8 protein-coding genes are annotated in these 13,517 nt (G+C 71.0%); 7 read left to right on the plus strand and 1 reads right to left on the minus strand.

Annotated elements, in window-relative coordinates; all coding sequences use genetic code 11:
* Positions 1 to 99: 99 nt before the first annotated feature.
* Complete coding sequence (locus ABD793_RS01035; protein WP_344854307.1) at positions 100 to 1,209, plus strand: mandelate racemase/muconate lactonizing enzyme family protein; 1,110 nt, start codon at positions 100 to 102, stop codon at positions 1,207 to 1,209.
* Between the two features lie 192 nt (positions 1,210 to 1,401).
* Here the strand turns inward: ABD793_RS01035 and ABD793_RS01040 are convergent, their stop codons facing one another.
* Complete coding sequence (locus ABD793_RS01040; RefSeq protein ID WP_344854309.1) at positions 1,402 to 6,876, minus strand: ATP-binding protein; 5,475 nt, start codon at positions 6,874 to 6,876, stop codon at positions 1,402 to 1,404.
* A 539-nt stretch (positions 6,877 to 7,415) separates the two neighbouring features.
* Between ABD793_RS01040 and ABD793_RS01045 the strand changes: the two genes are divergently transcribed.
* From ABD793_RS01045 to ABD793_RS01070, 6 genes are all read left to right on the plus strand, one after another.
* A complete protein-coding gene (locus tag ABD793_RS01045; protein WP_344854310.1) occupies positions 7,416 to 8,957 on the plus strand; it encodes a sugar ABC transporter ATP-binding protein in 1,542 nt (513 codons plus the stop codon).
* Positions 8,954 to 9,943, plus strand: a complete 990-nt coding sequence (locus ABD793_RS01050; RefSeq protein ID WP_344854311.1) for an ABC transporter permease — start codon at positions 8,954 to 8,956, stop codon at positions 9,941 to 9,943. Before ABD793_RS01045 ends, ABD793_RS01050 begins: the two co-directional genes overlap by 4 nt.
* A gap of 25 nt (positions 9,944 to 9,968) precedes the next feature.
* A complete protein-coding gene (locus ABD793_RS01055; RefSeq protein ID WP_344854312.1) occupies positions 9,969 to 10,979 on the plus strand; it encodes a substrate-binding domain-containing protein in 1,011 nt (336 codons plus the stop codon).
* A 5-nt stretch (positions 10,980 to 10,984) separates the two neighbouring features.
* Positions 10,985 to 12,400: an L-fucose/L-arabinose isomerase family protein gene (locus tag ABD793_RS01060; RefSeq protein ID WP_344854313.1), complete on the plus strand. Its 1,416-nt coding sequence runs from the start codon at positions 10,985 to 10,987 to the stop codon at positions 12,398 to 12,400.
* Between the two features lie 175 nt (positions 12,401 to 12,575).
* Positions 12,576 to 12,992 (plus strand): SsgA family sporulation/cell division regulator, encoded by a 417-nt coding sequence (locus ABD793_RS01065; protein ID WP_344854314.1) that lies wholly within the window; start codon positions 12,576 to 12,578, stop codon positions 12,990 to 12,992.
* A gap of 159 nt (positions 12,993 to 13,151) precedes the next feature.
* Positions 13,152 to 13,502 (plus strand): STAS domain-containing protein, encoded by a 351-nt coding sequence (locus ABD793_RS01070; protein WP_344854315.1) that lies wholly within the window; start codon positions 13,152 to 13,154, stop codon positions 13,500 to 13,502.
* Positions 13,503 to 13,517 lie beyond the last annotated feature (15 nt).

The following is a 13,517-nucleotide window of genomic DNA, read 5'->3' on the forward strand; positions in this document are numbered from 1 at the left end:
GCCCAGCGCACCGGGCGAGGTTTGCCCGCACCGTTGCCACCGTGGACAGGTGCTCGTAACTTCGGTGCCGGCAGACATTCCCGCGACGCTGGAGGCCCGGTGAAGATCACCGACATCACGCTCGATCGGCTGCGGTTGCGGCTCGACCCGCCGCTGCATGCCGCGTGGGATCCCGAACCACGCCGGCACTTCGACGCGACCATCGTGCGGGTGCACACCGACGAGGGCGTCACCGGCATCGGTTCGGGGGACACCATGGCGGGTTTCGAACAGGTGCAGCACCTGTTCGTCGGGCAGGATCCGCTTGACCTCGTGCGGCACGTGAAAGCCATCGAGACGGCCAATTTCCACGGCGGCAGCTACTGGCCGCTGGAAGCCGCACTCTGGGACCTGGCCGGCAAAGTGGCCGGTCTGCCGGTGGCGACGTTGTTCGGCAACGCTGCCCGTGCACTGCCCGCGTACGCGTCCACGGCCGAGTCGAAACCACCCGCCGAACGCGTCGAGGTCGCGTTCCAGGTGCGAGAAGCCGGGTTCCGTGCGATGAAGATCCGGATCGACCGCGCCCGCGTGCGCGAAGGCGTCGAGACGGTCCGTGCGGTACGGGAAGCGCTCGGCCCCGGCTTCGAGATCATGGTCGACCTGAACCAGTCCTGGCGGATGGCAGGCGACACCGCGGACGCCACCGATCTGGCCGCGACCAGGAAACTGGTGCGGCAGCTGGCCGAACTCGAGGTGTTCTGGGTCGAGGAACCGTTGCCCTACGCCGATCCGGACGGATTCCGCACCCTGCGCGCGGACAGCCCCGGCGTGCGCATCGCGGCGGGCGAGATGCACCATTCGGTCCCGGAACTGCTGCGCTACCTCGACGAGGACGTGCTCGACGTGTACCAGATGGACGTCGTGCTGGCGATCGGCATGCACCGCGCCCGCACACTGGGTGAGCTGGCGAAACTCAAGCACCGTGCGTTCACCCCGCACAGCTGGACCAACGGCATCGGCCTGCTCGCGAACCTCGCGGTCGCGGCGGGGGTCGGCGGCGGACCGTACTTCGAGTTCCCCTACGACCCGCCGGGCTGGACCCCGCAGCGCCGCGACTTCATGCTCGCCGAACCGGTGCCGATCACCGCGGACGGCACCGTCGAGGTACCGCAACGCCCGGGACTCGGGATCGACCTGGACGAGGAAACCGTGCAACGGTGCCGGATCTGACCGGCCACTGTGGCCGGTGACGGTCCCATCCGGACTGCGGAGATCCACTGTGGACCAAGGAGACCACCGGGACCGCCGTCGCCGGCGCGACTGAAACGACCGGACCACCGTCGCCGGCGGTACCGAAGCCGCCGCGACGCCGAAACCACCGGGTATCGGGGCCGCCGGGTGCTTCGGCGGCCCCGATCCGGGTCAGTGCTTCAGTCCGTGCTCGATCGCCTCGATGATGCGCGGGCGCAGCTGGGCCACGCTCACGATCGCGTCCACCGAGCCCACCTGCACGGCGCGCTCGATGCTGTGCACGCGGTCGAACTCGGCGGCCACCTCGCCCAGTTTCTCGGCGCGGACGGACGCCTGGACCTCGGCCAGTTCGGCCGCGCGGGCGGCCCGTTCGGCGCCGCCGGCTTCGCCGGGCAGGGGCTGCAGCGCGGTCACCCGCGGATCGTTCGCGGTGCGGGTGTTCACCTCGCCCGCGAAGACCACCGCCGCGGCCGGGGCGCCGCCGAGCACCGAGGCGAACGAGCCCTCCAGCGCCAGCACCGTCATGTTCGGGTTCAGTGCCTTGGAGAACACCACGAACGCACCGCCGTGGTAGCGGGAGATCACGGTGAACACGATCGGGCCGCGGAAGTTCACGATCGCGCGGCCGATCTCCGCGCCGTACTCCAGCTGCAGTTTCTGCATCGACTCCGGGGAGCCGTCGAAGCCGGACAGGTTCGCCAGCACCACGAGCGGACGGTTGCCGCTGGCCGCGTTGATCGCGCGGGCCGCCTTCTTCGACGACCGCGGGAACAGCGTGCCCGCGGTGAACGAGTCCGGTCCGTCGGTGGGCGGGAACCCGCGCCGCGGCACCGACCGCGATTCGATCCCGAGCAGGCACACCGGATGCCCGCCGAGGTGCACGTCCTGCACCGCCGCGGTGTCCGCATCGGCCATCCCCGCCCAGCGTTCCAGCACCGGATGGTCCTGATCGGACAGTGCACGCATCACGGTGCGGATGTCGAAGGGCTTCTTGCGGTCCGGGTTGTGCTCGGCGGAGAAGATCTGGCCCACCGTGGTGAATTCGCTCTCGACCACGGCGTGCGGGTAGTCCGACATGTCCCGGCCGACCGGGTCGGTGGTCACCGCCTGCCGCGGGCCGGTTTCGCCGGGCACCACGTAGGTGTGCGCATAGTGCGTCATGAGCACGTCCCGCGCACCGGCCAGGTTCGGCGCCCAGTACTGGGCCTGCCCGTTCGGGCCCATCACCCGGTCGTACCCGCCGATGCCGAAGTTGTCCTCGGCCGACACCCCGCCGGAGAAGTCCAGCGACTGCTTGCCGGTGAGCACCATCGCCGAATCCGGTGTCATCACCAGGATGCCCTTGGTGTGCATGAGCATGGTCGCTTCGGCGTTCCAGTACGGCTGCGCGCCCACGGTGATCCCGGCGACCACGATGTTGATCTCGCCGCCGTCCTGGGTGAACTCCACGATCCGCTTGAGCGCAGCCGCGACCCAGTCCATGTTCTCGGTGCCCGAATCCATCGAGATCCGCGCACCGGCCGACAGTGCGAACCATTCCAGCGGCACCTGCAGGCGCTGCGCCAGATCGAGTGCGCCGATCACCCGGGCGCACTCCGGTTCGGACAATGCACCGAGTGCCTTCGTCGGGTCGCCCAGCAGCACCACGCGCCGCACGCCCTCCGGTACGAGCGCGGTCGGCGTGCTCACCACCCCGGCCACGATCCCGGACTTGTTGCGCCCCTTCGGCCGGTCGACCGGCACCAGCGCGCCGGTGTCGTCGAGGTCGTGCTCCACGAAGCTGCCCCCGCCGGCGAGCAGATCGGTGAGCTCGTAGGGGTACACGGTGTCGCGGCGGGCGGCCCGCAGCACCTTCTGCCGGTAGTCGTCCAGCGGCTGCACCGGTTCGAGGTCGGGGGTGCCGACGGCGAGCCGCACGCCCGCGCCGACCTCGTTGCGGACGGTCACCGAAACGTCGCTCAGCTCCCCGGTCTCCGGGTCGCGCCGCCGCGCCAGGAACTGGATCTCCTCCAGCCCGGCACTCGCGGTGGTGGGCAGCACGCGCTCGGCGAGCAGGTTCAGCTCGTCGAGGGTCAGTTCGCTCGGCGGCCACACGTAGAGGACGATCCGGTTGGTGTCGAAGCGTTTCCGCGCCGGCCGCTGTGCCTGCACGGTGCGGATCGCGGTGAGGCACGCGGCCAGCGTGTCCTCCGCCGCAGGCAGTGACACGAGCCGCCCGTCCGTCTCGCGCAGCGGGGTGAGGTCGCGCACCTGCGCCATCGCGACGAGCCGCTCGTCGGCCGGATTGGCCCGCGCGGTGCAGTTGAACAGGTACACCTCCTCGTCGGCCGAGGGCAGCCGGGTCAGGTCGAACTCCTGCAGCCGCTCGAGCTGCATGCGCTCGGCCACCCGCGGGTGCAGTCCGCGGATGAGCCGGTCCTCGGCGAACCCGTCGCCGGATCCGCCGCTGCGGCGGAAGGTGAAGTGGTGGTGCATCACCGCGCCGCCCCCGCCTGCGACGGTGGTGGTGATCCGGGTCAGGTGCGCCGGCAGCGGCTGCGCGGCGAGCACCTGTTCCAGCTGTGCCGCGATCGCGTCGGTGTCCGGCTGGTCCGCCCAGGTCAGGTACACGTCGGCGACGACGGCACCGATCGCGTCGGCGGACAGTTCGGCGAGCGCGCGGATCGCGTCCGGCAGCTGCGGGAAGTCCACCGCGGTGGTGAGGACCCTGGCCGGTTCGCCGTGCTCCGCGGTGACGAACACACATCCGGCGACGGTCCGCGTGCGGACGTCGGACAGGCTCTTGTTGCCGTAGTAACGCCGGGTCAGCACCTCCAGCAGCGGCGCCGGATCGGCCCCCGCGCGGCCGATGCGCTGGCCGAGCAGCCGCACGAGCGGTTCCGAACTGGACACCATGGAGGCGATCCGCTCCGGGCGGTCCGCGGCGTCCGGATTCCGGTCCAGGTACCGCAGATGCCCGCGCACGTCCGCGTACACCTCGGCGCGCGCCCGGCGCAGCAGCGGTTGTGCGAACCAGCGGAACACCACGCCGCGGGCGAGGTCGCCGATCGCCGGGAACCGCACCTGGGTGGCGGCGACGAGGCGCTCCAGCGCCAGGCCGGCCTCCTCGCGCAGCTCGCCGGTGGGCGGGGCCTCGGTGAGCCACTGCCGCAGCAGTGCCGAGACGATCGCGACGTCGGACGCCGCCCGCTGCTGGGCGAGGAAGATCCGGAAGACCGCCTCCTCCAGTTCCGGCGTGCGCTCCAGGTCGGCCACGCCGTAGTGCCCGAGCACCCGGCGCAGCCGGGCCTGGAACTTCTCCGGCAGCCCGGCCCGTTCCACGTCGAGGCTCTGCAGGTAGGTGTGGAAGTACTCGCGTGAGCTGTGCACGTGGCCGGTCGCACTCAGATCGTCCGCGGCCGGTTTGGTACGGCTCAGCTCGGACAGATCGGCGAACACCGCCAGCAGTCCGACCTCACCGCCGAGCGGGCGGTCCGCGCCGAGTTCGGCGCGCGCGGCGAGGTAGCCGCTGAGCACGCGGGCCTCGTCGTGCGGGTCGGCGTCGAAGCCGAGCAGCAGGCTGCGCAGGTCCTGCAGGCCTCGTTCGGCCCGTGCGGCCGCGGTGGTCCCGGCCGGTTCGGCGGGCAGGTCGATCTCCGCGACCTGCGCGGCTTCCACCGCCTCGGCTGCGTCGTCGTCGGCAAGCGGCTCGAGCCGCAGCAGTGCCGCACCGGTTTCCACCTGGCTGCCCACCGACACCGGGAGTTCCTTGACCCTGGCCCGCAGCGGCGCGCGCAGGACGGTCTCCATCTTCATGCTTTCCAGCACGAGTACCGGGCTGCCGGCGGCGACCTCGTCGCCCACCGCCACCGGTGTCGCGACCACGAGCGCGGGAGCAGGGGAGCGGACCACACCGCCCTCGTCGCGGCTGACGCGGTGCGTCACGCCGTCGACCTCCACCAGGTGGATCGGCCCGTGCGTGCCGGTGACGAGCCGGAACCGCGTGCCGTTGACGGTGATCTGGCCGCTGTATTCGTCGTACCGCTCGATTTCGACGTCCGCCGGGTACACCTCGCCGCCACCGCTGACCCCGGTGCGGAACCGCTTCGGCCCGGTGCGGGCGACCGTGACGCGATAGGGGACGCCGCGCAGCTTGAGATCGAGCGGACGGATCTCGTGACGCACCTGCGGGCGGCCGCCGTGTGCGGTGGACAGCAGGCGCTGCCTGCCGATCTCCTCGTCGTCCTCGTAGGCCTCGATGGCCGCGGCGGCCAGTGCGACCGCGGAATGCCGGGTGGTGACGAGCCTGCCCTCCGCACGGACCCGGTCGATCCAGCCGGTGTCCGCGCTCGCGTCGATCACCTCGGGCTGCTCGAGCAGGTCGAGCACGAAGCTCTTGTTGGTCGCGCCGCCCTCGATCAGCACGGACGTCTCGGCCATCGCCCTGCGCAGCCGCGCCAGCGCCTGGTCCCGGTCCCGGCCGTAGGCGATGATCTTGGCGATCATCGAGTCGAAATCGGCGGGGATGGTGTCGCCCGCGCTGACCCCGGTGTCGACCCGGATGCCGGGGCCGGCCGGCAGCAGCAGCCGCGCGATCCGGCCCGGCGACGGTGCGAAGTCGCGATCCGGGTCCTCGGCGTTGAGCCGGGCCTCCACCGCGTGCCCCGATTCGGCCGGCTGCGCGCCTTCGAGCTTGCCGCCGGAGGCGACCTGCAGCTGCAGCCGGACCAGGTCGGTGCCGGTGGTGATCTCGGTGATCGGATGTTCCACCTGCAGCCGGGTGTTCACCTCGAGGAAGGCGAACAGCTTCTCGCCGGGGTGGTAGAGGAACTCGACAGTGCACGCGCCGCGGTAGCCGACCGCGACCGCGAGCCGTTCGGCCGAGTTCTTCAGCTCCGCGGTCTGCGCCGGCGCCAGTACCGGCGACGCGGACTCCTCGATGATCTTCTGGTTGCGCCGCTGCACCGAGCAGTCGCGGACGCCGAGCGCCCACGCCGTCTCGCCGTCGGAGATCACCTGGACCTCGACGTGCCGTGCGCCGGTGACGAGCCGCTCCAGGAAGACCACGCCGCTGCCGAACGCGCGCAGCGCCTCCTGGCTGGTGCGCTCGTAGGCGTCGGCCAGCTCGTCGCCGGAGGACACCTTGCGGATACCACGCCCGCCACCGCCCGCGGTGGCCTTCAGCATCAGCGGATAGCCGATCCGCTCGCCCGCGCTCAGCGCGTCCTCGAGCGTGGCCACCTCGCCGCGGCTCCACGGCGCGACCGGGACGCCGACCTCCTCGGCGATCAGCTTCGCGCCGATCTTGTCCCCGAGCTTGCGCATCGCCTCCGCGCTCGGCCCGACGAAGGTGACGCCGATCCTGTCGCACAGCTCGGCGAACGCCGGATCCTCCGCCACGAAACCCCAGCCGACCCAGGCGGCGTCGGCCTTCGTCTCGACCAGCGCGGTCGCCAGCTTGGCCAGGTCGAGGTACGGGCGCGCGGCAGCGGGGCCGAGCGAGTAGGTGACATCCGCCTCCCGCACGAACGTCGCGGTGGCGTCCGCGTCGGTGTGCAGCGCGATCGTCTCGATCCGCTCACCGGTCTCCGCGGAGAGATCCCGGACCGCGTGGATCAGCCGCATCGCGGCCTCTCCGCGGTTGACGATGGCGACCCGACTGAACACGGACTGACCCTCCCAATTACCCCGAGTACCACGCGCCGCAGGCGGCGTCCGGCTCGCCGGAACGCCGCCTGTGCTCGCCCTACACCCTGCTCCTCCACCGGCCGCCGCACCAATGTCGTGGATGACGCATGCCGGACCCACCGGTTTGTAGGAACCTGCCAAAAAGACTCGAAAACACACGGTCACAGCCCCGTTTCACGCGAGGTATGCCACAAATCACGCCTCCGGTCGCCGGGAGCCGACGAATGCGTGACGGCCGGCTGAACCCGCGGTGGCCGGGGCTCGTCCCGCACCGTGCGGCGGCCGGCTGGAATCGAGCTCGAACCCGCGCCGAGCCGCACTCGAACCTGCGCCGAGCCGCACTCGAACCTGCGCCGGGCCGCACTCGAACCGGGCTCGGGCCGCACTCGAACCGGGCTCGGGCCCGGATTCGGCGCCCGAACTGCGGTACTTGTGACCCTTGACACACTCAAGGCCCACCCCTACGTTACGTCGGTAATCGATTTCTCGACGCGCGGAGCGGGGCCGAGAGGGCGGGTATGGGCGACGACGGCGTACTGGTCGAACTGGCCGGCGTCGGCAAGACCTACGGCGGCGTGCGTGCACTGCGCTCGGTGGATTTCACCGTGCGCGAGGGGGAGGTGCACGCTCTTCTCGGGGAGAACGGGGCAGGCAAGTCGACCCTGTTGAAGATCCTCTCCGGGGAGGTCGCCGCGGGGACCGGGGTGGTCCGGATCGGCGGCGAGCCGGTCCGGTTCACCCGTCCCGCGGACGCGCGCCGCGCCGGGGTCGCGATGATCCACCAGGAACTGGATCTCGTGCCCGCGTTGTCGGTGGCGGAGAACGTGTTCCTCGGCCGTGAGCCGCACACCCGCGCGGGCGCGGTGGACCGGCGGGGGATGGTCGAGCGGACCCGCGAGGTGCTCGCCCGATCCGGAGTGGACCTCGATCCGCGGGTGCCGGTGGAACGGCTGCGCACCGGGGAACAGCAGCTCGTCACCATCGCCAAGGCACTGTCGCTGCAGGCCCGGATCCTGCTCATGGACGAGCCCACCTCGGCGCTCTCGCCACGGGAGGTGGATCGGCTGTTCACGGTGGTGGACCAGCTGCGCAAGGACGGGGCCGCGGTCGTCTACGTCTCGCACCGGATGGACGAGATCGGCCGGGTCGCGGACCGGGCGACGGTGCTGCGCAACGGGGAAGTGGTGGCCGCCTTCGCCGCCCGCGAGCTGAGTGCGGCGCGGGCCGCGGAGGCGATGGTGGGCCGTCCGGTGGACCAGATGTTCCGCGCGGCCGGGTCGTCGGATCCGGGTGGGGACGAGGTGCTGCGGGTCGAGGACCTGGTGGTCCGGCCGCGGCCGGGGCGACGGGAGCCTGCCGGGATCAGCCTGACCGTGCGGGCCGGTGAGATCGTCGGCCTCGCCGGACAGCTCGGTGCCGGGCGCACCGAACTGCTGGAGGCGCTGTACGGGGCATCGGGCGCGACCCTGACCGGCGGCCGGATACTGCTGCGCGGCAAGGAGTTCCGGCCGCGTTCGCCGCGCCGCTCACTGCGCGCGGGGCTGGCCTTCGTGCCGGAGGACCGGCGGATCTCCGGGCTTGCGCTGGAGCATTCGGTGACGGCGGGCACTGTGCTGTCCATTGTGGACCGGCTGGCCCGGTTCGGCATGGTCTCCGCCCGCAGGGAGCGCAATGCGGCACGGGGATCGGCGGAACGGCTCGGCGTCAAGGCCGGTTCGCTGAGTGCGCCGGTGGGTTCGCTCTCCGGCGGGAACCAGCAGAAGGTGGTGCTGGGCAGGGCATTGCTGAGCGAACCCGCGTTGCTGCTGCTCGACGAACCGACCCGCGGGGTCGACGTCGGTGCCAAGGCGGAGATCTACCGGCTGCTCGGCGAGGCCGCGCGGTCCGGGGTCGGGGTGCTGCTCGCGTCGTCCGAACCGGCCGAACTGGTCGGCGTGTGCGACCGGGTGCTGGTGCTGCGTGGCGGGCGCGGGTTGCGGGAACTGGACACGGCCGCGGCGGGTGAGGCCGACCTGCTGGCCGCATCGATGGGAGAGGTGCCGATGGAGGACGCGCGGTGACCGGGCGGGCAGCGCTCGCGGTGGTGTTCCGGTTCCAGAGTGTTTTCGGGCTGGTGCTCGTGTTCGCCGCGGCGATCGTGTTTTCGCCGCACCACAACGGGGATCTGGTGTTCCTCGACAGCGGGAACCTGTTCAACGTGGTACGGGCGATCTCCGAGATCGGCATCATCGCGGTCGGCATGACGCTGGTGATCCTGGTCGGCGGTATCGATCTTTCGGTCGGTTCGGTGGTGGGGCTGGCCAGCGTCGGCGTCGCCGAGCTGCTGACCGCGAACGACTGGGGGCTGGTGCCCGCGGTACTGCTGATCCTCGCGCTGGGCCTGGTTTTCGGGGTGCTGCAGGGGATCGCGAGTGCGCGGTTCCGGATCCAGGCGTTCATCGTCACGCTCGCGGGCATGCAGATCGCGCGCGGTCTTGCCCGGATGTGGTCCGGCGGCGAGGGAGTGTCGATCACCTACGGCGACGGGCCCGGCCAGGCGCCGGTGCCGTTCTCGCTGCTGGGGGAACGCACCTTCGGCGGGGTGGTGCCGATCCCGGCGCTGCTGTTCGTGGTGGTCGCCGCGCTGGCCGTGCTGCTGCTGCGGGCCAGTGCGTTCTCCCGGCACGTCTACGCGATCGGCGGCAACGAGAAGGCCGCACTGCTGTCCGGGGTTCCGGTGACCAGGGTCAAGGTGGCGGTCTTCGGGCTGTGCGGGCTGCTCGCCGCGCTGGCCGGGATCGTGCACGCCGGGCAGCTCAACTTCGGCGGTCCCAACGACGGCACCGGGTACGAGCTCAACGCCATCGCCGCGGTCGTGATCGGCGGCACCAGTCTCTCCGGCGGTCGCGGATCGGTGTTCGGCACCGTCGCGGGTGCGCTGCTCGTCGGCGTGCTCGACAACATCCTCCAGCTCAACGACATCGATTCGAACGTGCAGCTGATCGTGGTCGGCGTGGTGATCGTGCTCGCCGCGGGACTGCAGCGGCTGCGCCCGGCCACGGTCTAGGGATTCGTCCAAGGAAGGGGAGCGCATGTCCGGCACCATCCGCCGCGGGGCGGCCCTCGTGGGTCTTGCCCTCGTTTCGGCCGTCACGGCCTGCGGCACCACCCACGAAAACGCGCCCGGCGCGTCGGCAGGCGGAGCCCCGTCGACGCGGGCCTGCGAAGGCGCAGGCGGCAAATACACCATCGGCATGAGCCAGGCGAACCTGGCCGAGCCCTACCGGGTGCGGATGGACGACGACATCCGCAAGGCCGCGGCCGGGGTACCGCAGTTCACGGTGAACTTCGCCGACGCCGCACAGGACAACGCGAAGCAGGTCGAACAGGTCAACACCTTCCTCACCCAGGGCATCGACCTGCTGATCATCAGCCCGAACGAGGCCACGCCGCTCACCGCGGTGGTGAAGAAGGCCTACGACCAGGGCGTCCCGGTACTCGTGCTGGACCGCAAGGTGGACGGCGACGGCTACACCTCGTTCATCGGTGCGGACAACGTGGACATCGGACGCCAGGCCGGCCGGTACTTCGCCGAGAAGCTGCTGCCCAAGGGCGGAAAGGTCGTGGAACTGAAGGGCCTCGCCGGGGCCACCCCGGCCAAGGAACGCAGCGACGGCTTCGACCAGGGCATCGCAGGTCACGGCATCACGGTGGTCGGCTCGGCGGACGCGGACTGGTTGCGGGAGAAGGGACAGCAGCAGGCCGACGCGTTGCTCAAGGCCCATCCCGACGCGCAGGCGCTGTTCTCCGCGAACGACCCGATGGCCGAGGGCGCGCGGCTCGCCGCGCAGAACGCCGGCCTCGGCGACCTGCCGATCACCGGTATCGACGGTCTGCCGGTGCCGGAAGGCGGCATCAAGGCGGTGGAAGCCGGACGGCTCGCGGCCACCTTCGTGTATCCCACCGGCGGCGCCGAGGCGATCACCGCGGCGAAGAAGCTCCTGCTCGACTGCCAGCAGGTGGCGAAGAAGCAGACCCTGCCCACTCGCCTGGTCACGCGTGCCAACGCGGAGCAGGTCTACGCCGAACTGAACCGGAGCTGAGGACGATGGCGCGCATCGGCATTCTCGCCGTCTCGGACGGCAGGGACCACGTGCACCGGCGGAACACCGGCTTCATCCGGTCCAAAGCGGACGCGCTCGTGGCGGCGCTCGAAGCGGCCGGGCACGAGGTCGTCAACGGCGGGCTGGTGGACACCAACACCACCGCTACCGCGGCGGCCCGTTCGGTGGCCGCGGCGTCGGTCGACGTGACCGTGCTGTATTACGCGGTGTGGGCGTTCCCGCACTTCACCATGCTCGCTGCGGACGCGACGCGCTCGCCGCTGCTGCTCGTCGCGAGCACCGATCCGGCGGAGCCGGGCCTGGTCGGCATGCTCGCCGCGGGTGGCGCGCTCGACCAGATCGGCCGCTCGCACACCCGGCTGTGGGGTGCGCCCGACGACGCGGAGCTGGTCGGCGAGGTGGGCGCGTACGCGCGGGCCGCGGCCGCGGTGAGCTCGCTGCGCGGGTCGACCTTCGGCCGGTTCGGCGGGCGGCCGATGGGGATGAACACCGCGGTCGCGAACACCGACCAGTGGATGCGCACGTTCGGGATCGACGTGGAGGAGATCGACCAGTACGAGCTGGTGCGCCGGGCGGAATCGGACGACCGGAACGCCGCCGTCGAAGCCGGGCGCGGGCGGGAGTGGCTGGAACGCCACGCGAGCGTGCACTACGACGGCGACCGGCTCACGCCCGAGCTGCTGGAGCGGCAGCTGCGGCTGTACCTGGCGGTGCGCGACGTGGTGGCCGAGCGGCACCTGGACTTCTCCGGGATCAAGGCGCAGCCGGAGCTGACCGAGAACTTCGCCACCGCGGACGTCGCCGAGGCGCTGCTCAACGACCCCTACGACTGGAACGGTTCGAAGGCCGTGCACGTCACCGCCACCGAGGCGGATATGGACGGCGCGCTCACCATGCAGCTGCTGCACCGGATCACCGGCACCCCGGTGCTGTTCGCCGACGTGCGCCACTACCACCCGGACCGGGACGTGTGGGACCTGTGCAACTCCGGGCAGCACGCGACCTGGTTCGCCGCACGCAGTGACGACCCGGCGGAGAACCTCGCGAAGGTGCACCTGTACCCGGAGGTGTTCTTCTTCCCCGCGGGCGGCGCCTCGGTGCAGCACATCGCCGCACCGGGGGAGATGACGGTGGCGCGGCTGAGCCGCCTGGACGGCCACTACCGGCTTCAGCTCATGCTCGCCGACTTCGAGACCTTCGACGAGGCGACGACCGGGGAGCTGGTCGCCAGGTCCACGCCGGAATGGCCGCACGCGTTCGCCCGGCTCGACGTGCCTGCGGCCACCTTCCTGTCCGGATTCGGCGCCAACCACGTGCACGCGGTGCCGGGGGACCGGCGCCGGGAGCTGCGTGCGGCAGCCGCGCAGCTCGGCGTGCGGCTCGAGGAGTGGGCCCGATGAGCGGGACGCACTTTGCCCGTTCGTGTCCCTCGGTTTGCCCTGGGAGTGAGCAGTTGAGAGCTATGTCTCCACCAAAGGGGTGAAAGATCGCCAGTCGGGCAGCTTGGACTCTCACCGCGCGTTACTCATGGAAGAGAATTCATGGGAGATCGGGAGAGACAAGGAGGTGGCGGGCATGGATATCGAGCCACCGGTCGTCCGGGCGACGATCATCTTCGGTCTGCGCACGTTCGGAGCGGTTCCGCTGCCGGTGCGCGCCGACCTCGAATACGACGCGGCGGACCCGTACGCGGTGTCCGTCGGCTACTACGCCGGTGCCGGGGTGGTGCAGTGGCTGTTCGGCCGCGATCTGCTCGCCGACGGACTGCTGGCCCCTGCCGGGGAGGGGGACGTCCAGGTGCGCCCCGCGGCCGACGACGACAGCCGCGTCGTGGTGGAGCTGAACGCGCCGGACGGTTCGGCCGTGCTGGAGGCGGAGGCGAGCGAGCTGGCCGATTTCCTCGACCGCACCTACGACGAGGTTCCGGTCGGCGAGGAAGCGCTCTGGTTCGACTTCGACCACGAGCTCACCAAGCTGGCGTCCCGCGACTGACGTTCGCTCTACTGTGGACGGTGCGAAGGCATTCGTCACGACGGGTGGCCGGGGTTGACCGCACTTGGAAAGTGCGTACGGTCAGAAGTCGTTGGCTGTTGTCCAGACACTGCTGCGGTCAGCGCTTTCGAGCAGCACCCTGCGAGAGGAGCGCAACGCATGAACGTCCCGTTTTCGGTGCACTCCGCACCGGCACAACTGACTGTCACCAGCATTCGCCGCGGCGACACCATGGTTGTCGCCCCGGTCGGCGAGGTCGACTCGGCCACCACGCCAGCACTGGAAGAGGCACTGCGGGCAGTGCGCGAGCCGGTGCTCGTCGACTTGTCCTCGGTCGAATTCCTCAGCTGCGCGGGCATTCGCGCGCTGCTCGTCGCATATGAGCGGATGCCGTCGCTGACGGTGTTCCTCGGTTCGGCGCCCGGGGTGCGCCGGTGCGTCGAGCTCTCCGGCGCCGCAGACCTGCTTCCGGTGCGGGAATCCCTCGACCGGACGATGCTGACCCCCTGAACCAACGGCCGGTCC

It is taken from the genome of Amycolatopsis ultiminotia, assembly GCF_039536925.1.
In the GTDB taxonomy this organism is placed as follows: Bacteria; Actinomycetota; Actinomycetes; order Mycobacteriales; family Pseudonocardiaceae; genus Amycolatopsis; species Amycolatopsis ultiminotia.